This is a genomic window from Shimia sp. (genome assembly GCF_965227725.1).
Classification (GTDB): Bacteria; Pseudomonadota; Alphaproteobacteria; order Rhodobacterales; family Rhodobacteraceae; genus Shimia.
In genome coordinates, this window is the sequence record NZ_CBDDGH010000003.1 from 395,449 (window position 1) to 416,723 (window position 21,275).

The following is a 21,275-nucleotide window of genomic DNA, read 5'->3' on the forward strand; positions in this document are numbered from 1 at the left end:
CCCAGCAATCGGTCACCTGCCACATGGCTGCGAAAACGCATACCATATAGGGCCATCTCCGTCACATCTTGCGGATGCGACCAAAGCACACCCCAAATTTTTCCGCCTTTTCCGTTAACAAACCGTCTCAATTGGCTTAGTCTGAGAAAATATTTTTATGTGCGTTGTTATTTAGGTCGAGGTTTTTATGACCAATGTTGCCGGCAAGGCGTATGCCATGAATGTCGTCACCCCCAGCAGCCCCAAGCTGACATGGCTCAACCGATTGTTTTTCATGGCGGCCCGGGGATTACCCGAACGTCTGGCCGGGCTTTTGGGCCTGTCCCTCATTCACTTTGCCCGCTGGGTGATCATCAAACCCAAAGATTGGCCGGATCTCGGGCAAGGCCCGCAAAATCTGCAAAACGACTACGTTCTGTTCTGTTCCAATTTCAACGGGACCTGGGACCAGTATATCGACGCCTTTTCCGATGGCATTCCCAGCGGGCTTGATCTGTTCTGGTTTTCCGCCACGAAATACCCGCTGTCGATACCGGTCACGCCCTTCAAAGATTACATCACCCACAATCAGATCGGCACGGATTACTACTACAACGCCACTCCCGGCGCCGCGCAGCGTGACATCAAAGGGGCGCTGAAGGTCTATGACGCGCTCCTGCACCTGGAAACGATCTACGCAGAGGAGAGCCCCGAAGTCTTTGCCCGCAGTTTTCGGGAGGCCATGAGCCGGGTTCAGGGCTGTTTGGGCGATGTGGGCTTTGGCCCTGTCGCCAGCCTTAGCACCGAACGCGCGGATCTGAACCGCAACATCTATGTCGCCAATGATGCGTGAGGAGCGCCCCCAATGCCAGATCTGGACAGCGGCCACTATTTCCTGACAACGCTCGCTCCTATCCGCGACAGCGCCGCCGGCGAGCACACCCACACCTCATATACGCAAACCGCCCGCATCGCCTTGGCAAAAATGCCACCCGCGCTGCAATCTCCGGCCACGCAGAAAAGCGGCAAAAACAGCCCCTTTGCGCGCAACACGCGCACCCACTTTGCCCGTATGTTTGTGCTCAATGACGCGGTTTACAACGGACGTGTGGGCAAACGCTTTCGCGGAGACCCGATTGATCCGCAACATGTGGACCGCCTGAACACATCGTATGTGGTTTTTTGTGCCGACATTGACGCGATAGCAGAAGATGGCGCCCCTTTGCCCGCAGAGCTTTCCCGCGCGGAGCACAAAGAGGTACGCGCCGCTTATGCCCGCACGCTCTGGAACACCATGGAAGCCGAATTGCGCGCGGTTTATTGCAATTGTGAGGGCTTTGATGGCGTTCAGTCCGCTGACGACTTCGCGCTCTATCTGGACAAGTGCCACGTCGAAACGACCATGCCGTTTCATGACTATTACCTCAACCTGCCCGACTTCCACCACCTGCCCCTGCGTCGCCTGATTGCTTTGGTCGCTGTCCCACTGCTCTTTGCACTTTTGGGCCTTTTGCTGCGCCTGATCGGTGTGATGGACATGCCGCTTCTACCTATCAGCACCTTCTGGGCCTTTATTGGCGGCTTGCTCGCGGCAGTCCTCATGGCCGCGGCAGCGGTCTGGTACGTGTGCCAAAACGGGAAAAAACCTCTGCCACCCGCAGAATATGACGATCTGCCATCGGTGCTTAAGGCGCTCTATCTGCAGCAGAAGTTCGCGGATTTCGCGGTCGACACCCAAGGGGCAGATCCCGAAGAACTCCACGCGCAGTTTGGCGCCTTTCTCGCCGCCCATCAGCCGGCAAACAAGACCGCGCCAACACAGCCCCCCGGCACAATTGCCGCCCCAAAACCATAAGGACAGCCCATGGCACGCACCCTCAATCTGCATGACATTCAGGGCAATGTGATCCGCGCTTATGGCCGGTATTCCTTCCCGTATGCCCGCTACTTCTTTCTGCATATCAACAAGGCTGCCGAGGGGCGCAAGTTTGTCGACGCGCTTCGCAAAGTTGTCACCACAGGCGCGCGCTGGCCGGAAGAGGCCGAAAAGCCCGCTTGCACGGTCAATGTTGCTTTCAGTTTCATGGGGCTTCTCGCTTTGGAAGTGCCCACGCGCACGCTGAAAGGCATGCCTTTTGAGTTCGCCGATGGCATGAAGGCGCGCGCCTTTGTTCTGGGCGATCGTGACACCACAAAGGTGGCGCAGGACGATCCGGAATGGGATGCACATTGGGATCCCATCTGGCAAAAAAACCGCGCTCCCGGCAGCGGAGGGGCTGAGGATGTGCACATCTGGATTTCTCTGAACGCGCAACTTGCGCAACCGGGTAAGGCTGATCCCTCCCCCGCCCTTGAGACACGCACCCAGTGGCTGCGCGATCTGTGCGAGACCTCAAGTGGCGGTGTACGCATATTGAATGCCGGTCGTGATAGCAGGGCGGATTATCTGGAAGCCAATGCGGTGTTTGACACCCACGGCGATGTCGTACTGCCCACACCCAAAGAGCATTTTGGCTTTGCAGACGGCATCGGTGATCCGGTGTTTGACGGGCAGTACCGCCCCGAAGACATGCCTGATCGGGTGATCGGGCGCGGCAAGCGCATGGATGGCAAATGGACGCCCATCGCCACCGGAGAGTTTATTCTCGGCCACCCTGACGAAAGTCAGGAGTTGCCCCCTGCCGCTATGCCACCTGAGTTTTCACACAACGGCACCTTCATGGCGTTTCGCAAGCTCCATGAAAACGTCAGCAGTTTCAATGAGGTGCTGGAGACGGAAAGCGCACGTTTCGCAAAGGTGATGTCGGTCCCAAAAGAAGAAGCGCGTGAAACGCTCATGGCCAAAATGTGTGGCCGCTGGTCTGACGGTGTGCCGCTGGCCAAACACCCCACATTTGCGGGCTGGCAAGCCTTTAAGGCAGGGCGCGGTTTTGACGATCCTGATCCGGTCAAAGCGCTTGAAAACCAAATGGCTTTCCTGCGCTCCCCCTGCGCCTCAGATTTTCGCTACGCAGATGACATGCCGGGCTACAAGGTGCCCGGCGGCGCACATATTCGGCGCATGAACACGCGCGACTATCTCGACCCGCTCAATCAGAACGGCGTTGATGCCGAAGGAATGCCGTACCCCAACAAAAACGCCACCCATGCGCTCAACAAACGGCGCCGCGTGCTGCGTCGTGGCCTGCCCTACGGCAGCTCAGATGCCCGCAAAAATACAGATGAAACTGAACAGGGCGTCGCCATGATCCTGATGGGAGCAAGCCTGTTTCGTCAGTTTGAGTTTGTGCAGCAGCAGTGGGTGCAATACGGGCTGGATTTTAACCAAGGCAACAACACCTGCCCGATGCTGGGCGATCACAGCACCCACAAACGCCATACCATTCCGGCGGATCCGAAATGCGGAAAGCCGCCCTACATCATGTCCAAACTCAAAACCTTTGTGGAGTGCCGGGGCGGAGAATATTTCTTTGTGCCCTCAATGACCGCCTTGCGGCTCATTGCTATGGGCGTGGTGGACCCAACATAAATACGCGACGTGGCGCGGGGTCAGAGCCAAAGCCATTCAATCACCGAAAGCACCAGAAACACAGGAATAGAAAGTCCTGTGGCCAACAGAAGGGCCGCCGCCTTCGTCCATTTGGCGCTTGGTGCGGTCTGGCCGTATACGGGGGTTTGTTTTGATTTTCTCATGAGTTTATTAACCATGATTTAGGTTTCAGATGCGTTAATGGCCGCATGTTTGATGCTTGCCCAGACCTCCCGCCAACCCCGCTTCAGCAAAGTGATGAATATCGCAAGGCTCTGGCGCTGACCAAGACGCAAACCTCCGCTCTGGAGGATGGTACGCTGGTGCTGCGGCGCAAATTGGCGGGTGTGTCTGTGGCAATGTTCCCCCGCGCTCAGCTCTCCCTAGACACCCTAGCCGTGCTGATCCGCAAACCTATCAAGGGCGGCAGCCTCCACAAACACCTCTTGGTGTTAAACCCCGATCAGCCCGCCCCGTGGCTGGGCAAGCTCGGCGCGGTTCCGGTGATGACCCCGCAGCACATCGCGGAGCTGTCTTTGCAGGGTGATCTCCGCGCGCAACTGCATCAAAAGTGGCGCAATCGATTGCGCTTTGCCGAACAGCAGGATCTGCGTATCACACGGCAGAACATGACACTGAAACCTGATCAGTGGCTGCTGCAACAAAACCAGGCCCAGCAGAAAGAGCGCGGCTATAACGGCTGGCCCGATGCCCTCACGCTGGCCTATGCCAAGGCAAACCCTGGGTGTGCCAAGCTCTTCACCGCTTTCTCCGGCAAGACCCCTGTCGCTGCGATGTTGTTTTTGCGACATGGGCACAGCGCGACCTATCACATCAGCCATAGCACCGCTCTGGGCCGCTCATTGGCCGCACATAACCTGCTGATGTGGCAAGGCATGTGCTGGCTGGCCACCAAAGGGGCTTTGCATCTCGATCTGGGCGTTGCCTCCACCGAAGGCTCCGCAGCAGGCCTCGCCCGATTCAAACTCGGAACCGGTGCAACGATGCGCCCACTCGGCGGCACGTGGCTCTGGTGGCCGCCCATGCGCGGGATGCTGCGCCCCCTGAGTTTGCTGGACCAAAACCTGATGAAATAAGCAGGCGGCCAATCAAGCCTGCAGATGACATCAACGAGCCTCAAAGCAAATCGGGCCAAATCCTTGAGCAAATTGCACTTTTGAATTCAATTCGTAAATTCTCGGATTCAATTCAAACAATTTGCGATATTTGAGGTCTGAGAATGGCCGTTTAAAGCGCCCAAAATTAAACCCCCAATAACAAAATCCATCTACAGCGGCTCCAGTTTCAACAATGTAAGCGCAGAAACCCGCTATGCTCTCAGTCGCAAAAAACGCCAGAATTTCGTTTAAGATCGGCGCAGCCTTCGCCACCCTCTTGATCGCCTTCGCGTCCCTCGCCTTTTATTATGTGAAATCTCTGGAGCAGGTCTCAGAGAGTGTGTCGGAAATCTACGAAAACTACTTCACGAGCACCATCAATGTGGGCGTGGCCGACTCTGCGCTGAGCCATCTGTTCATCGCCCAGAAATCCCACATCATCGCCCCTGATGATGCCGCGATGCGCGCACTTGAGGCGGAGATGGCAGAGGCAACTGCGCAGTTCACAGAGCGCATGCAGGCCTTTGAGAAAACGCTTGATCCGGGTCTGGAAACACAAGCTTTCCAAGAGCTGATGGGCAAAGCCACGCTGCTCTTGAGCCTGAATGACAAAATCATCCAGCTCAGCCAGAGCAACAATGATGAATTGGCCGCCGAACTCAGCGCAACTGAATTCGCAGCGTTGTACAAAGATATCAGCACCCTGAGCGCGACCATGCTGGCCACCAATATCGAAGGAGCGGCGCATTACTTTGGCAAAACGCAGAGCTCCTATGACAGCACCATGCGCATCATTGTGATCGCAACTGTGGTGTTTACCCTGTTTGGCGTCTCCGTCGGGGCCTTTCTGGTCCGCTCGATCAGCAGTCCACTCGGAAAGCTGCGCGGTGTCCTCAATCAGATGGTCAAAGGCGAAGGGCAGCTTGACGCCGCAATGCTGAACCGCCGCGACGAGATTGGCCAACTGGCCCACTCCGTAACCGACCTGAAACACGCTATTGAGGCCACCTCGCACGCAGAAGCCGCGCAAAGAGAGCGCGCAGCTCAGGAGGTGAGCCATGTTGTCGAAACACTGAGCAAAAACATTGACCAGCTGTCTCGCGGGGATCTCACCGTTTCCATCGACGAAGCCTTCGCTGGCCAATATGAAACCCTGCGCGCCGACTTCAACCAACTTGTTGAACGTCTCTCTGATACCATCACCTCCATGAAGGATGCCTCTTCCTCCATCCGCACCGGCGCTCTGGAAATCAGCCATTCCTCCGGGGATCTGGCCCATCGCACTGAAAGCCAGGCTGCCACCTTGGAAGAGACCTCCGCCGCCATGGATGAGATGACGGCAAGTGTGTCCGCTGCGGCTGATGCGACAACCAATGTGGCCCAGACAATGGACGAAGCGCGCGCGCAAGCCGCGAGCAGCAGCCAAATTGTTGAGAACGCGGTGAGCGCCATGACCGAAATCGAGCACAGCTCGAGCCAGATTGCGCTGATCGTCGCCGTCATTGATGACATCGCGTTCCAGACCAACCTTCTGGCGCTGAATGCCGGTGTCGAAGCCGCCCGCGCCGGCGATGCGGGTCGTGGTTTCGCCGTGGTCGCCTCCGAAGTGCGCTCTTTGGCGCAAAAGTCCTCGGATTCCGCCATGGAGATCAAAAACCTCATTTCTGCAAGTGCGCAGCAAGTCGACAAAGGCGTGGAGCTTGTGGGCAATGCGGGCGCTGCAATCAACGGCATTGCCGACCGCGTAAACCACATTTCCAAGTTGGTGTCCGAGCTGTCAGACAGAGCCGTGGAGCAGGCCAGCAATCTCGCCGAAATCAACAGCGGCACATCTCAACTTGAGCAAGTCACCCAGCGCAACGCTGCGATGGTGGAAGAAGCCACCGCAACCAGCCAGGTGCTCAGCAATGACGCTGAAACCCTGTCGGAAATCGTCTCGTTCTTCCAGATTGACAGCACCGAATCAGCTGTGCCCCCCGAAGAAACTATCGCCGCTTAACAGGCCTGACGGCGCTTCATCTGCACCTTTTTCGGTGTGAGCTCACATGAAGCGCCTTCAGATCGCATCGCCGCGTTCTGGCAACTACGCACCACCGCCGCGCCCAGATCTCTGCCAATAAAGGCAATCCCGTCTCTCCGTTGCCCGAAAAGACACACCTGAGACACGAAGAGGTCCCGCACGCGTCCTAATTTTATCACAAATGAAGGGCATTTTCGTGCCCCATGACGACACTGGGGATGACTACGGACTTTGTTCAAGTAAGTTCACGCTTTCATAACAAACTCGTTGCTTGGTGCGCACTCACACTCTAGGTAGTGTCGGTTCGCAAATAAGCATCGGGTAGAATATCCGTTGTGCTACGGGACTTACGAAACGGCCCTCGCTGGCATCCTCTCATGTGCGTTTAAGAAGTCTTTTATCTATCTGGGGTTAGCTCTCAGAGAACTATGCATTCTGCGCGCGCAGACTTAAGGAGGTGCTGAAATGTCAGGCGGTAGTGGTAGCGGGAGCGGCAGTGGGTCAGGTGGACGTCGTGGTCGCGGGAGCGGCAGCGGCAGCGGATCAGGTAGCGGCGGCGGTGGCGGCGGTCTCGCCCCCCTCACTCTGGGTCCCGATGGCGTCGTACGCGGCGGCAACGGAAGCGACAATATCTTCCCTGGCTTCACCGATGGCGACGGCGACCGCGTAGATAGCAATGATGCGCGCCTCCCCGGAGAAGCAGGCAATGATGACATCATCTATGCCAACGGCGGCAACGACACAGTCAACGCAAGTGATGGCAATGATTACGTTGATGCGGGTGCAGGCAATGACGTTGCCTACGGTGGCGATGGCAACGATGTGGTTGCGGGCAACGAAGGCAACGACACGGTTTATGCTGGTGAGGGCAATGACACGGTGTTCGGCGGTGGCGGCAGCGATCGCATCTTCGCTGGCTCTGGAAATGACCGCATCTATGGGGACACCCAGACCGGAAACACCGGCAATCTGATCACCAATGGGGATTTCTCCTCAAGCTCCGGCTGGCATCGAGTAGACGAAAACAATGATGGCGTGGCGCCATTTGTTGGCGGCGGGCGTGCACAGTTCAATCAGGGTGGCCGCGCCCCAGGCGATGCGATTCAACAGACCTTCGCAACAAATATTGGCGCAGAGCACACAGTCTCTCTGGACCTGTTTGAAGACCACTCAGGTGTCGCGCATCATGGCTTCCGCATTGATGTTCTCGACGCAGATGGCAATGTCATTTCCTCTGAATCCGTCGCGGTACAAGACGGCACGACAGAGCATGTAAGCTTTACTTTTACTGCAACAACTCCAAACACCACGCTGCGCATTACCAACACAACAGCGACCGGTAACAGCAATGGCAGCGATGGTAAAATCGATAACGTATCCGTTATCGAAACCCCGTCTGTGGCGGGCAATGATACGATTGATGCGGGCGAAGGCCACGACTATGTGGACGGCGGCGATGGCAACGACTCGCTTCTCGGTGGCGACGGCAATGACACCGTCAATGGCGGCGTTGGCAATGACACCGTAGATGGTGGCATAGGACATGATCAAATCGACGGCGGCGCGGGCAATGACAGCCTGTACGGCCATTGGGGTGGCGACAACATCCAAGGTGGCAGTGGCAACGACACTGTGGACGGTGGCTTCTCTACTGACCACATGGACGGTGGCGATGGCATCGACACGGTCAGCTTCCAACGTGCGTTTGGTTCGGCCGATCAAAACGTCGACCTCGACCTGCAGGCTGGCACAGCTCGTCTAAGCGATGGCACGACGGAAACTGCCACCAACTTTGAAAACGCAATCGGCAGCGCCGGTGACGACACGCTTGCCGGTACCGATGGTACCAACGTGATTCAAGGTGCGGACGGCGACGATGTGATTGACGGCCGCGGCGGTGATGACATCTTGATTGGCGGAGACGGCAAAGACGTCGTTTCCGGTGGCGACGGCCGCGACTATCTGGAAGGCGGTGACGGCAGCGATACGCTTTATGGCGGCGCCGCAAATGACACGCTTGATGGTGGCGATGGGGATGACACCCTGTTTGGCAACGAAGGTTACGACACCTTTGTCAGCAGCGATGGCAGCGACAGCATCGTCGGCGGTCTTGGCCGCGACACCTACAAGAGCGCCGACCCTGCGGATGAGCACATTGATGCCTTCATCGACGATGGTGGCAACGGTCACATCGACAAACTGATCGAGGGCTCACGCGATACGGTCAATCAGGTCGAGCATTTTGTTGCAGATGAGACTGCAAATGATGACTCCATTACGCTGACCACCAATGTCACCGACGTGTCAACGATCACGGGCTTTGACAACAGTGCCTCCGGGGTGTTCACCCCCAACAACGGCGCTGCGATCAACTTTGGTGGCCCGGGCCAGCCCACGCTGCGCGACATTCTGGACGGCAATGTTCCGAATGTGTCGCCAGGCGGCACCTACCGGATCACCGATGGCGACGAAAGCGGCCAAGTTGGCAATATCTCCTTTGAGAACTTCGAAGAGATCAACTTCACCGTTGTCTGCTTTGCCCGCGGCACGCAAATCGCAACCTCGGAAGGCGAGGTCGCCATTGAGACCCTGTCGGTTGGCGACAAGGTGATGACCAAGGACAACGGCGCGCAGCCTATCCGCTGGATCGGCAACCGTCATATCTCGGCGGAGGAGCTTGAAAAGCACCCGAACCTGAAGCCCGTGCGCATCTCTGCCGGCGCTTTGGGGCCGGACATGCCCAAGCGTGACCTGGTGGTCAGCCCACAGCACCGGATCTTTGTCAGCTCCAAAATTGCCGAGCGCATGTTTGGCAAAAGTGAGGTGCTGATCGCCGCCAAGAAGCTGACCATGTTCAAAGGCATTGATGTGGTGGAGGACAACCCGGATGGCGTGTCCTACTATCACTTCCTCTGCGAGAACCACGAGCTGGTCTGGTCGGAAGGCACTGTGACCGAAACCCTCTTCACCGGCACCGAAGCGCTTAAGTCCCTTTCCCCGGAGGCGCGGGACGAGATCTTTGCCATCTTCCCGGAGCTCAAGACCGGCGGGGAAAATGGCATTCCGATGATCGCGCGCGCCACACCAAAAGGCGCAGAGCTGCGGGTATTCTTGGAGCGCATGCAGCGGAACCGTAAAGCGCTGGTGGATCCCAAAGTGACGACTTCCGCCGACGTTCAAATCCGTCAGTGAGGTAAGCCATGAAGGACACGCACAGCGTGGACCGTGTCGGTGGAGTTGAGGTTGCAAGCCTCATCTCGGCCACAGAAAAACTCCTCGGGCAGCCGGTGATCAAAGCCAGCTGCCCGGGTGGGCGTGACCGGGCGGTTTTTCGGATGTATCTGGAAGATCAAACGGTGATTGTGTCCCGACGGGACAACACCAAAGGCGCTGCACGGGAGCGGCGCATTTTGGAGCATGTCGCCCCCTGCACAGATCATTTCCCTCAACTGATTGGGGAGCATCAAGGGTTTCTGTTTCAGACAGATATGGGCCCGGTGAGTCTCGCAAATCGGATCGGCGCCATACGTCCCGCTGAACAAAAGGCGCTGTTTGACGACGCCATTGTTTCGGTCTTCAACTATCAAATGCACATCGGCCGCCCCTTGCCTCAAGCTGAGGTGCCTGTGCTGTTTCAGGACAATGCGAAGCGTCAGTATTTTTGTGACGGCCCCATTCGCACGGCATCGGTCTTTGGTCTGACGCTTAACGGATACGATCCCGACAAGCTTGCAATCGAATTTGCGCCAACAGACGCGTTCTTTCTGAAATGGGACAACCGGCTCGCAAACGCTTCTGTCGCACCATCAGGCACAATTGGCTGGTTTGATTTTGAGGACAGTTTTGTCGGTTCAGGTTTTGAAGATCTGGCTTGGTTGGCAGCCGACGAATATCATGCGCTGTCTTTTGCCGACATTTACCCGCTCTTTGTCGCGCGGATCGAAGAATATCACGGGCTGGCCGCCCCACTTGTGTTGCGCCGGTTTCATTTGATGACCACCCTCCTGATCGCGCTACGCACGCGCCGCATCGGGCGTCACCTGATCAAACGACGCCGTTGGTACACCCGGCAGGAGATCGACAGGTCAGACCGCGTTGGCGCGCATCCGGAGATGGTTCAGGCCCTGCTGCTGCGTGGCGAGACCTTCGCAGCGATGGAGAAAGAAACCTGGCCTCTCGTGAGAATGTTTGAGCAGATCCGCGAACAGCTCCAGGGCGCCCGAGGCTCGGCTGCCTGACATATGAAAGTGCATTTCATATGCGCTTACTGGAACGAAAAACCTCTCAAAGGAATAAGAGCGCAGACGCCCCCATCTGCGCTCTTATTTTAGTTTAGCGACGGTATTCAAACCAATTGAACTCGTTACTTAAATTGGGTCTTCGAAATTAGATCCCAAATGCATGCGCGCATTTCTGATCTTTTTGCCAAAAGAAATTTCCGACTGTTAAACCTCACGGCCTGCGCTGAGCTCTGATTAGCACCCAGTGCGTTTGACAACTGCTTGCGACGTCTTAAGCACAATGCGGATGTCAAATCCCATGCTCATGCGCTGCAGGTATTCGTAGTCCATAGCCACACGGTCGTCATAAGAAACGCTATTGCGACCGGATACCTGCCAAAGACCCGTAATACCCGGTTTCTGAGCGAGGTAGAATTCTTCGCCGTGACCGTATTTCTTAAGTTCATCCTGAACAACAGGACGCGGCCCGACAAAACTCATTTCGCCGACCAGAACATTCCAAATCTGCGGCAATTCATCCAAGCTGGTTTTTCTCAAAAAATCACCAAACTTTGTAATACGCGGATCATCAGTCAGTTTATGGTTTTCATACCACTCTTTTGCCGCTTCCGGATTTTCACTCAGATAGGCTTGGAGCTTTTCCTCTGCCCCCATAACCATTGTGCGCACTTTCCAGCATTTGAATTTGCGACCGTCTTTTCCGACACGTACATGGCCAAAAAAGCCACTGCCGCCGTCGCGACGCGTCACAGCCCAAAGGCAAAAAATGACCGGCGCCAAAACCGGAAGCATGATCAAGGCCAGGATAACATCGAAGGCACGCTTACCAGCACGGCGATAAAACCGGTTTGCCGAAGCGCTGACAGTAGCCTTGGTGGCTGATCTTTCATCAGAGCGAGTGAAACTCTGTCGGGCGAACAAAAATCGTTCTTCCACAATATCTTTCATGACCAAAACTCAAAACAGAACTTACGAAAAATAGCGAAAAGTATTCTTAGGTATTGGATAAACAGTAGTTTGATTCTGATTGTAAGTAAATTTTTAACTTATCTATATTCGTGGCTTTTCTGCACTGCAGAGATTTATTGATTCTCCATTTTTTGGTGCCGCGCGTTAGTCAGGAAAACCTGACTAATTTACATAAAAAAGAAATCACCCTGAAATTCACGCACAATTAGATTGCGCCATTTAGCGAATTGGAAAGTGAATTTGTCCTCAAGTTAAATTTAGAAAATACGCATAAACGACATATACTTACACAAAGCATTCCAACAAATACCACCTGCGAAATAAGCGTATGAATCTCTCGTAAAACAAGGGGATTTGCGCCCTTTATGACATCCCCTCATTTGGGAGGGCATCGAGACGCAGGCATTCATTTATTGGCGTATTTCCTTCAGGGAGTTCACAATAAACGTGTTTTCCAAGACCGGATTCAGTGCAGCTGCAGCGCCCAAAATATCAACACTCAAAAGTCGTTTGCAGCATTGCCTATCAAAGCGGAAACAATCACCGCATCGCCTGGTAGAACGACGGTGTCACGTGTCGCGTCCAAACGCTCGATTCCGGCGTTTGTTCTACGCAAAATCACGTAGTTCATATCCAAAAGATCGCTGGCGGACCCCAAAATCACCCCATTTGAGGAGAGCACAGCCAACCTTTGGCGCTGATTCTCATGACGTTGCCGCAGACCATCGCGGGCCTGCACAGCGCTCCGCAAGGCTTCCAGCGTTTCAATTCGCCGCTGGTCATGAAAGTTGGATTGCGCGCGGGATGCAGCAATCCAGTCACTTTGCGCACGCGATTTTTGCGCCTCCAATTCCAAGATGCGCGCGCGTGCCTCGGACTCAAGACGTTCTTGCGCTGTGACAATGGTCGCGCGCTGCAGACCCCGCTCCGCCAGAGATCTGGTGTCCTCCAACTCCTCCACCCGACTCCGCACAACGTCCTGCTGAATCTCAATCCGGCTGTACAAAAGAGCGATTTCCGTTTGCAGCTCTTTGAGATGCTGATCCCAAAGTGCGTCTTGCTTACTCCCCTGCGCAATGAAGGTGCTCAGCAGCTGTTGCTCCAACCCGAGCTGCGCATCGATGATCTCTGGCAAAGCGACTGGCATCTCGCGCGGATCGACATCTTCTGCGGCAAGCACCGACTTGCCCGCCAACTGCGCTTCCAAGCGCGCCATCCGGACTGTCTGGTGCACAATTTCAAGGGCCGCCGCACGAAGTTGTCCTTCGGCATCTGCCTGAAGCAGTTGCCGCTGATCATCACTCAAGTCTGTCAGCGAAACGCCGCCTGCCAAACCAAGCGCAAGCTCCACGGTCAATTGTGGCAGGAAATCAAAAGAGCCTGGGCGCTGCACCGCTCCGACAATTACGATGGGCGCATGGCTCACAACCGCCAGACTGATATCCGGATTGACGTAAAGCTCCGCCGCCTGCAGGTCTTTCTCAAGGGCTTGCTCGGCTTCCTCCAGTGTCAGTCCCGCGACACGCGACTGGGCCAGCCCTGCGAAACGCAGATGCCCATCCAGATCAACGGTGCCGGTCATGGGTTGCGACTCTCCCAGCAAACTCGCCTGTAGACGGTCGCCAATGACCAGCTTGTAGCTCTCTCCATTGGCCATCCTGGCGCCTGAACTCAAAAGCGCGGCCCACAGGCCCAGCGCGCATGCACTCGCTCTAACCATAATTGTAGTGCCTCACATAATAGTCGGGATCCTGCTGTGTGGAGACCATGGTCAAAACCATGCCTTCCGGACGCGCCCCAATACTGGCGAGATGTGTCAGCCCCATTTTAACGGCACGTTTGGGCGTCTTACGCCAACGCACCAGATACAACAGGCTGTCCGCCACCCCTGCCACCATCAGCGCATCGGACACCGCGAGCACCGGCGGCGCATCAATGATGACAATCTCATAGTGACGCTTCAGCGTTTCCACCAACTCAACAAGTTCAGAGTGTTTCACCGCATCAGACAAAATGCCTTTGGAGGAGGAACTGCCCAGAACATCAAAATTCAGAGAGCCTCCGCGCATGATGGCCTGACTGAGCGACACTCGCCCGGCGATGAAATCCCCAAGGTCATGCTCCATTGTCAGATTGGCTTCGCGGTAGATCGCGGATTGGCGCGTATCCAGATCCACGAGGATCGTAGTGCGGTTGGAAATCGCAAACATCCGCGCCAGCGCCAGAGCCGCAGTTGATTTCCCTTCATTTGGCACAGAAGACAACAGAACATAGCTGTGCGATGTCCCGCTCTCCTTTCGGCTGAGCAAGGTTTCCCGCAGCTGCCGCAAGCGTTCGCTGAACAAGGAATAAGGATCATCTGCCAGAGAGGCAAAGATCTCTCCGGGGCCAGTCCAATTACCTTTGGGCAGGCTGCCCAACACCGGGAAGCCATGCGCCGCTTCCAGCTGCGCACTGCGCGCAAACCCATGGCTGCTGGTTTCCAGTACAAGCGCGGCGATCAACCCGATCACCAATCCTAAGACCGCGCCAAAGGCGGTCAGCAGCTTCGGGCGCGGTGCAGACGGACCTGAAGGGATTTTCGCAGCATTGATCAAAAAGGCTTCGGCACTTTGCAATTCGACCTGTGAACGCGCCTCGCTCAAACGGGCCAGCCAATCCTCATAGGTGCCGCGCAGCGCATCTGCCTCGCGTTCCAGCTGGCGCAGCTCAAGCGAAGAGCGCGAGATAGCGGCCAGCTTGGCCTCCAGTTCGCTCACGTTCTCCAGCAGCGCCTGCTCGCGGAACTCCAGAATGCGCACATCATTACGAAAGCCCTCAATAACCTTGCGCGCCTCATCGGTCATTTCCGCATCCAGCTGCGCAATCACCGAAGCAATTTGTCGCCGCTCTGGGTGCTCTTCCCCCAAACGCGTTGCGAGATTGGCGTCCTCTTGCAGCAAAACCAGCCGGCGCTCCCGCAAGGTCGCAAAGAGAGGCGAGGACAAAAGATCGCCAACAGCGGGCGCACCGTCTCCCTGCAACACCGCCTCGATCTGCTGAACCTGCGCCTCTTCTGCCGCAATTTCCGCGCGCACCCGGGCCAGTTGATCATTGAGCTCAATCATCTGCTGAGACACGATATCGCTTGAAGCCCCATCGCTGATAATCTGCGCGCTCTTGAAGTCTTCGACCGCCGCCTCGGCGCGTTCAACCTGCGTGCGCTGCGCCTCCACCTGATTGGACAACCATGTGGTCGCACGCAGCGCCGCCTCGCGCCGGTTGACGATTTGCTGCTGGATATAGCCATTGGCGAGATTGTTCGCCATGAGGCTGGAGAGCTGCGGATCCACCGTTTCAGACAGGATCTCGATGACATAGGACTGACCCACGCGCCGAACCGAAAGCCCCTCGCGAATGCGGGACGACACCCGGTTCATCTTCACTCGCTCCGGCGGGATCAGCGCAGGTGGCGCGTCGACCTCCGCTGTGTTGTCGGTTTCTGAGCTGTACGCGGGCTTTTGTGAGCGAAACCAGGAAAACGGCGGCAGCGGCGCATTGGCCTCGGCATAAAGCGCATCAATCCGGTCCACACCAATGCTGCTGATGGCTTGTTCAAGCAACTGATTGGATTGAATGACCGCGACTTCGCTGTCCAAGATCGGATTGCTCAACTGCAAATCAGACACCAGCGCTTGCGAAGTCGAAATCTGCGTATCCCTTGGGTCCAGCATCAATGTGGCGCGCGCGGTGTAGTAGCTCGTCATCTGCGCAGTCAGCACATAAAACAACGCCGCGACAGCGAAGGAGCATCCTAAAATGAGCCATTTGCGCCGCAGCAAAGAGTGCACAAACTCGCTCAGATCAACCTCATCGCCCTTTGCATTGGATGCGGGTCGAACGATGTAGGAGCGCTCCGTGCCCAGGTCTTCGTTGCCAAGCGTATTCACATTCAATCTCCGTGCAGCGCCAAAACGCTCTGTCATCTCAATTCGAAAGACGCCTCATCAATGGCGCGCTTTATGCGCAGTCCTCCGGGGTGCGGCACTCAGCTTTTGAGCGACACACCCTGCATACCTGCCCTCAATTTTGGCCGAAAAGGCACCGGTCGCATTGGGCGCCCCAACAGTTCTGATCCTCGGGCGATACCTACGGCGAGCCCCGCCATCGCAAAAAATTCCGTGCCCAGATTGGGTGTCGTCTTGGTCAGCATCGCCTGCAGAAAAACCGCGCCACAGCCATATTGCAGGGCCGAGACCACCAGCGCCTGCTGTGACGCGGGATCCACCGCCCGCGCGCGGATCACCCCTACCAGAAACGCTCCGAACAACAGGGTTCCAACCAAGCCAATATTGCCCAGTGTCGCGCCAAGCCAACCGTTGCCGCGCACCGATCCGATGCCTGCCCCTAGCGTCCATGTGTCCCAGAAATTGACAAACGCCTGCCGGTTCCAGCTCATGCGCTCCACCCCAGAGGAGGAGGACAGCTTGGAAATCAAAACGTGGTCAAAATAGTCCCCAACCGCAGGCACAAGGTTGAGGATCAAAACAGCGGTTCCGACAAAAAGCGGCAACAAGACAGCAAAAGCACCCAACATCCTGACCTGCGCCGGAGGCAAATGATCCAAATGCATGTGGCGCAGCTGAAGGCCGAGGAAAATCAGCATAAACGCCCCCACCGCCGCATAGGTGCCACTGGAGGTGGAGCGTAGCACCAGAACTGTCACAACCAGCAGACAGATGATCGCCAGCATATTTGAACGGTCACCCACCCAATATCGCAGCCAGAACCCGAAGAGCCCGATGGTGTAATAGCCAAAGGACGAAGGCTCCGGAAACCCTCCAACCATGCGCTTTGCCCCCAACAGCATCTGGTGGTCGAGCATCTGATAGCCGGAGGTCCGGATCACGCTCAGCAAATCCGGCATACCCAGCGCGTAAGAGGCGACATCTGCAAATCCAAGCGTGGCGTGCACAGCCAATGCCGCCGCCATGGCACGCACCACATGCTGCGGCTCGGGCCGTAGCCGGTAAAGCGTGGCGAGCACCAGAAAGGCAGAGGCAGACAGAAGAAGGCGAAAGGCCTGCGCGATATTGCTGTTTGACGGCTGCAAGGGCTGCAGCATCGGCAGCGCCCGGTCCTCATAACGCACCACCTGAAAGACCTCGGTCTGACCGACAAACAGGCGCGGCAGGAAAATCGCCGATACAACCGCCCCGATCAAACACAGCAAAAGCCAGAACCCGGGACGATAGGGGCGCAATGTTCCCAAAGTCTGGCTAAACCAACGGCGCTGAAAGAAGAGCTGCATCATCATAACCAGCAGCACAATATCGCTGACCAAGAGGGATGTGCCGCCAACCGCCGGAAAGGTAATCGCCGCCGCCGCACCAAAAGGCAAAGAGACTATAAAAGCCCAAAGCCCGCGATACGGCCCCTGCAACAGCAGGACACTGCACAAAAACACGGCAATAAAAGAGGTCGAGACGAATTGCATACCAAACCAGGTCTCAAATACGCTTTACTTACAAATACCGACAGGATGTAACATTTTAAGGCAATTTAATAGCCGCGTTCCCTATTCACGCGCCAAAACCTCTGAATTACCGATATCGCGCCCTATGGCGCACGAATTTTCATCACCCGTACTTTGGTTTCTTTTGTTCAAAACTCGGATTTACAGGACAGATGGCAGATCGCGCTCCCGCAGCCCAATCCTCAGGTCAATCCAAAATCCAATCCGGCGCGAATGCGGCGCTCTCCATAATTGGCCTCGCATCGCAGCAAATATCCGGATTTGTCATCACGCTGTTGGCGGCAGGCTTTCTCGCCCCCGTTGAATACGGTGTCTACACGCTGGCCATTGTTTTTGTGGAGCTGGTGCTCGCGTTCACCTATGCGGGGTTTTACCATTTTGTCGTTACCTCTTCGGAGGATGACACATCCGTGCTTTCCACCATGTTTTGGCTGATGCAGCTTGTGGGCTGGATTGGCGGTGGGGCACTCATCGTGTTTGCCTCATGGTTGGCACAGGTCTTTGACAGTCCTGATCTCGCACCCGTCCTGCGCTATCTGGGCCTGCTGCAACCCTTTGCCTCCGGCATGGCCTGGGCCGGCGCCGTTCTGATACGGCGTCAGCAGATGCGGCGGCACTTCATCATCATGCTGCTGCAAAACAGTGCCGCCATGCTCGGCGGCGCAGTGGTGCTTTGGCTGTGGCAGTCGCTCTTTGCCTTGGTGGTCTACCGCTATATCCGCGTTGTCATCGGTGTTTTTCTGTACGGCGTCATGACGCCGGATCGACCCCATTTCCTGTTTGACCGCCCAATGGCAGCACATGCGCTGCGCTATGCCTCAGGCCTTTATGGATCCCGCCTGCTGGTTTTTGTCTCAAATTTCGGCACAGACCTGTTGCTGGCCTATTTCTTCACAACGGCAGAATCTGGTCTCTATCGGTTCGCCAATCGGCTTTCGACCGCCACCATTGATATCGTGGGGCAACCCTTGCGCAGTTTTGCACTCAACCAATTTGGTGCAGCTGCCCGCACGGGGGCGCAGCTGGAGCCAGTGCTCAACCGCTTTTGTGGTGTGATGGTCATTTTGATGGGGGGCTTCGCCGCCTCCATTTTGGTGTTCGGAGCCGATCTCGTCACCACACTCTTTCACCCAAGCTATCTCGCCGCCCTTGGCGCCCTCTATGCGCTGTCGGTGCGCGCCTTTGCCGGTTTTGGCAATGCGCTGATCCTGCCGATCTTTGCCGCCCGCAACAAAACGCAGGTGTCGATGTATCACAATCTGCTCTGGACCAGCGTGATGATCGCCACCATCTTTGTCACCTCTGATCAGGGCCTGAACACGCTCGCCTTTGCCCAAGCCTGCGTGGCCATCCTCACAGCAATTGCCGCGCTCGCACTCATTTCTTGGCAAGGCGAGGTGCCCATTCGGGGCGCAGTTTACAACATCCTCATCGCCTTGGCGGTGGTGGGCGCCTACTACGCTGCCGCCAGTGGCCTGTGGCTCTGGATCAAAGGCGGGATTGGCGTCAGTGGTCTCAGCCTTGGCATCGGCCTGTCATTGGCCACGCTTCTGGCTCTGGCGACGATCGGCGCGGGAATGCGGCTGCGCGTGTTTGATATGAGGGTGTTTGCCGAACGGTAAGCCCATCATACCAAGCCACTACAGACAGCTCCCGTTGCGCGGAACTCGTAGCCTGCGAGCGCTGCGCCCACCCCTGATTAAGCACGATCTGGCATCCCCCTTGCCCATCAAGCTCAGGCACCCCGCCTGACCGATTGACCATGCGAGGACACAGCTTTGCCGTCACCAGATGATTTTTCCCAATATCCCGTCACCCTGAACGCTCCCGCGGTGTCTCTGCAGGAGATCACCCCAAACGACAGCGCAGATCTCAGCAAAACCACACGCGCCCTGAACGTCGCCAGCAGCGGCACGGTGCGCCTCACAACCGCCGATGGCTCTGTGGCCACGCTTTTTGTTGCCGCCGGGATCACCTTCCCCGTGCGCGCCACGCGCGTCTGGGCCACAGGCACAACCGCAACCGGCATCATCGGGCTGAGCTGATGATTGGGATCGGCCTCGACATCTCTGCAAGCACGCTTGGGGAAGCCGGAACAGTCTCACCGCAACCCAGTTTCATCGCCTTTCTCGATGCAGAAGGGCAATCCAACATCGTGGGCTTCAATTCCATCGACAGCCTGCCTGCCTCCGCACGGCGCCTCTATGGGGACGTCTCCCAACTCTCGATCACCGCTGGTGCAGGAACCTCCACGCCAACAGTGGAAACCCTGCCTTACGTGCTGGCCGCAGCAGATGAAACCATCGCCGGGCAAGAGGGTCGCTACGGGGAGCGCTGCCTCACGTCCGGTGGCGGTAGCGGGGGCACAGGCCCAACCATCGGCCTCGCCGCAGCCTTTGACACAGGCACGCTTTGGGGAACGGCCAACGCGCTCCTGCTGGCCAAGGCAGCCACCGCAGGACAACATATCGACGCCTTCCGCCCAAGCCTTTCCGGGCAGGTCTGGCAAAACAAGGTCCACGGAAGACGCCATCTGCGCCAGACGCTTGCAAGCCTGCCTGCCCCTCTGCGCTATCAGGCAAAAATCTGGTGGCAGGGCGAAACCAATACCAGCACGCCACGAGCCGAGGCCAACCTCACGCACCCCGACATCACCGATTACGCCCAGCATTTTGAGGAGATCTACGCCTTTGAAGAGGCCCAAATGGGCGCGCAGCCGCCTTGGTTTCTGATCGCATTGTCTCCGATCGAAACCTCCCTTGGGTCCGGCCAACCCGATCCTTACACCGCTGCCATCAACGACCAATTGCGCGGCCTTTGCCGCTGGCACATCGCACAAGATGGCACCATCACCGACGCGGCCAACGGCGGCCATCCTCAGCGCTATTTTATCGAGCACGGTTTGCGCAACGGCAACAATGTGCATCTGACAGCATCTCAAATGCAGCAACTCGGCCAGCTCATCGCCAATGCTCTAATTGATCTGCGCGGTGCCGTTGGCGCGTCGCAATCCTACGCACCGGCATTGCGCCCTGTGATCACGCAATTCGCCGAAACGGACATCTCAGACGCAGATCTGACCCTGGCCTTGCGCAGCACTGATGGCGGCACGCTTTATGTGGCAGCACTGCCCGCAGGCGATCCGGCACCGACGCCTGCGGAATTGAAGGCTGGCATCGGCTTCCTTGCCACTCAACAGGAATCTTTGCCAAGCACTCTTCCCCCCGGCGGACAATCCACTGTCCTTTTAAGCGCCCTGCCGCAGGACACCCCAATGGACATCTACGCGTTGCTAACAACAGACGAGATCAACAGCCCCCTGCAATCGCTCCCCGACATCACCCTGCCCTCCAGCGCCTCGGTCTGGGATGTGACCTATCAACCAAGCCTGTTCAGCTACTCCGAAAATGGGGCATTGGTGAACAATGGCGAGACCGGCACCCGCTACGCGCGCGGCACCCAAACACGTGAAACAGGGAAGTTCATCTTTGAGGTCGATGTGTTCGGGAGCGTCGTCTTTGTCGGGGTCGGGGATCAGGATGCGCCGCTGGGCGGCGGCACGAATGGTGTGCGCAAAGCAGGCTGGCTGGGCACAACGCTGCGCTTTTCCGGTAGCGGTCTTCAGCAGATGGGGTCCCATATCAACAGCCAGACAACCGTGCAGGTGGCCGTTGACTTGACAGCCCGCCAGCTCTGGCTGCGCCCTTCCGGCGCGCCCCTCTGGAACAACACTGCCGATGCGGATCCCGCCACCGGGACCTCTGGCGCAGATATTTCGGCCGTCCTTGGCCCCCTCAAACCGCTCGCAGGCCTTGGCCCTGGAACAACCACCGGCGCACGGTTGCGCACCTCTGGCCTCACATTGCCCCTGCCAACGGGCTTTCAGCCCTGGGGCTAGCGGGAG

At 57.0% G+C, this 21,275-nt stretch carries 14 protein-coding genes; 10 read left to right on the forward strand and 4 right to left on the reverse strand.

Annotated features, from left to right (window positions below; all coding sequences use genetic code 11):
- Window positions 1-187: 187 nt before the first annotated feature.
- The 7 genes from ACO07T_RS07710 (at window position 188) to ACO07T_RS07740 (ending at window position 10,884) form a co-directional block, all read left to right on the forward strand.
- On the forward strand, window positions 188-832 hold the full coding sequence (locus ACO07T_RS07710) for a hypothetical protein (protein WP_422048905.1): 645 nt from the start codon (window positions 188-190) through the stop codon (window positions 830-832).
- A 12-nt stretch (window positions 833-844) separates the two neighbouring features.
- A complete protein-coding gene (locus tag ACO07T_RS07715; protein ID WP_422048906.1) occupies window positions 845-1,834 on the forward strand; it encodes a hypothetical protein in 990 nt (329 codons plus the stop codon).
- Between the two features lie 9 nt (window positions 1,835-1,843).
- Window positions 1,844-3,508: a Dyp-type peroxidase gene (locus ACO07T_RS07720; protein WP_422048907.1), complete on the forward strand. Its 1,665-nt coding sequence runs from the start codon at window positions 1,844-1,846 to the stop codon at window positions 3,506-3,508.
- Between the two features lie 209 nt (window positions 3,509-3,717).
- Complete coding sequence (locus tag ACO07T_RS07725; protein WP_422048908.1) at window positions 3,718-4,605, forward strand: GNAT family N-acetyltransferase; 888 nt, start codon at window positions 3,718-3,720, stop codon at window positions 4,603-4,605.
- Window positions 4,606-4,840: 235 nt separating this feature from the next.
- Window positions 4,841-6,625, forward strand: a complete 1,785-nt coding sequence (locus ACO07T_RS07730; RefSeq protein ID WP_422048909.1) for a methyl-accepting chemotaxis protein — start codon at window positions 4,841-4,843, stop codon at window positions 6,623-6,625.
- A 486-nt stretch (window positions 6,626-7,111) separates the two neighbouring features.
- Complete coding sequence (locus ACO07T_RS07735; RefSeq protein ID WP_422048910.1) at window positions 7,112-9,838, forward strand: Hint domain-containing protein; 2,727 nt, start codon at window positions 7,112-7,114, stop codon at window positions 9,836-9,838.
- A gap of 8 nt (window positions 9,839-9,846) precedes the next feature.
- Window positions 9,847-10,884, forward strand: a complete 1,038-nt coding sequence (locus ACO07T_RS07740; protein WP_422048911.1) for a hypothetical protein — start codon at window positions 9,847-9,849, stop codon at window positions 10,882-10,884.
- A 237-nt stretch (window positions 10,885-11,121) separates the two neighbouring features.
- Here ACO07T_RS07740 and ACO07T_RS07745 read toward each other — a convergent pair whose 3' ends face one another.
- From ACO07T_RS07745 to ACO07T_RS07760, 4 genes are all read right to left on the reverse strand, one after another.
- Complete coding sequence (locus tag ACO07T_RS07745; protein ID WP_422048912.1) at window positions 11,122-11,835, reverse strand: sugar transferase; 714 nt, start codon at window positions 11,833-11,835, stop codon at window positions 11,122-11,124.
- Window positions 11,836-12,355: 520 nt separating this feature from the next.
- The gene (locus ACO07T_RS07750) at window positions 12,356-13,513 is read right to left on the reverse strand and encodes a polysaccharide biosynthesis/export family protein (protein ID WP_422048913.1); all 1,158 of its coding nucleotides are present in this window, start codon (window positions 13,511-13,513) and stop codon (window positions 12,356-12,358) included.
- A gap of 55 nt (window positions 13,514-13,568) precedes the next feature.
- The gene (locus ACO07T_RS07755) at window positions 13,569-15,785 is read right to left on the reverse strand and encodes a GumC family protein (RefSeq protein ID WP_422048914.1); all 2,217 of its coding nucleotides are present in this window, start codon (window positions 15,783-15,785) and stop codon (window positions 13,569-13,571) included.
- A 98-nt stretch (window positions 15,786-15,883) separates the two neighbouring features.
- Window positions 15,884-17,332: a hypothetical protein gene (locus ACO07T_RS07760; protein WP_422048915.1), complete on the reverse strand. Its 1,449-nt coding sequence runs from the start codon at window positions 17,330-17,332 to the stop codon at window positions 15,884-15,886.
- A 191-nt stretch (window positions 17,333-17,523) separates the two neighbouring features.
- On the opposite strand from ACO07T_RS07760, the gene ACO07T_RS07765 reads away from it, so the two are divergent.
- From ACO07T_RS07765 to ACO07T_RS07775, 3 genes are all read left to right on the forward strand, one after another.
- Window positions 17,524-18,993 (forward strand): oligosaccharide flippase family protein, encoded by a 1,470-nt coding sequence (locus tag ACO07T_RS07765; protein WP_422048916.1) that lies wholly within the window; start codon window positions 17,524-17,526, stop codon window positions 18,991-18,993.
- A gap of 156 nt (window positions 18,994-19,149) precedes the next feature.
- Window positions 19,150-19,416, forward strand: coding sequence for a spike base protein, RCAP_Rcc01079 family (locus ACO07T_RS07770; RefSeq protein WP_209063978.1), 267 nt, complete (start codon window positions 19,150-19,152; stop codon window positions 19,414-19,416).
- Window positions 19,416-21,269: a hypothetical protein gene (locus ACO07T_RS07775; protein WP_422048917.1), complete on the forward strand. Its 1,854-nt coding sequence runs from the start codon at window positions 19,416-19,418 to the stop codon at window positions 21,267-21,269. The genes ACO07T_RS07770 and ACO07T_RS07775 overlap by 1 nt, the downstream gene beginning before the upstream one ends.
- Window positions 21,270-21,275 lie beyond the last annotated feature (6 nt).

Excerpts from the sequence above, each read along its gene's own strand:
- ACO07T_RS07760 (WP_422048915.1), bottom strand. The coding sequence starts at position 17,332 with ATGCAATTCGTCTCGACCTCTTTTATTGCCGTGTTTTTGTGCAGTGTC.
- ACO07T_RS07725 (WP_422048908.1), top strand. The coding sequence starts at position 3,718 with ATGTTTGATGCTTGCCCAGACCTCCCGCCAACCCCGCTTCAGCAAAGT.
- ACO07T_RS07750 (WP_422048913.1), bottom strand. The coding sequence starts at position 13,513 with ATGGCCAATGGAGAGAGCTACAAGCTGGTCATTGGCGACCGTCTACAG.
- ACO07T_RS07740 (WP_422048911.1), top strand. The coding sequence starts at position 9,847 with ATGAAGGACACGCACAGCGTGGACCGTGTCGGTGGAGTTGAGGTTGCA.
- ACO07T_RS07720 (WP_422048907.1), top strand. The coding sequence starts at position 1,844 with ATGGCACGCACCCTCAATCTGCATGACATTCAGGGCAATGTGATCCGC.
- ACO07T_RS07710 (WP_422048905.1), top strand. The coding sequence starts at position 188 with ATGACCAATGTTGCCGGCAAGGCGTATGCCATGAATGTCGTCACCCCC.
- ACO07T_RS07775 (WP_422048917.1), top strand. The coding sequence starts at position 19,416 with ATGATTGGGATCGGCCTCGACATCTCTGCAAGCACGCTTGGGGAAGCC.
- ACO07T_RS07745 (WP_422048912.1), bottom strand. The coding sequence starts at position 11,835 with ATGAAAGATATTGTGGAAGAACGATTTTTGTTCGCCCGACAGAGTTTC.
- ACO07T_RS07730 (WP_422048909.1), top strand. The coding sequence starts at position 4,841 with ATGCTCTCAGTCGCAAAAAACGCCAGAATTTCGTTTAAGATCGGCGCA.
- ACO07T_RS07735 (WP_422048910.1), top strand. The coding sequence starts at position 7,112 with ATGTCAGGCGGTAGTGGTAGCGGGAGCGGCAGTGGGTCAGGTGGACGT.
- ACO07T_RS07715 (WP_422048906.1), top strand. The coding sequence starts at position 845 with ATGCCAGATCTGGACAGCGGCCACTATTTCCTGACAACGCTCGCTCCT.
- ACO07T_RS07765 (WP_422048916.1), top strand. The coding sequence starts at position 17,524 with ATGGCAGATCGCGCTCCCGCAGCCCAATCCTCAGGTCAATCCAAAATC.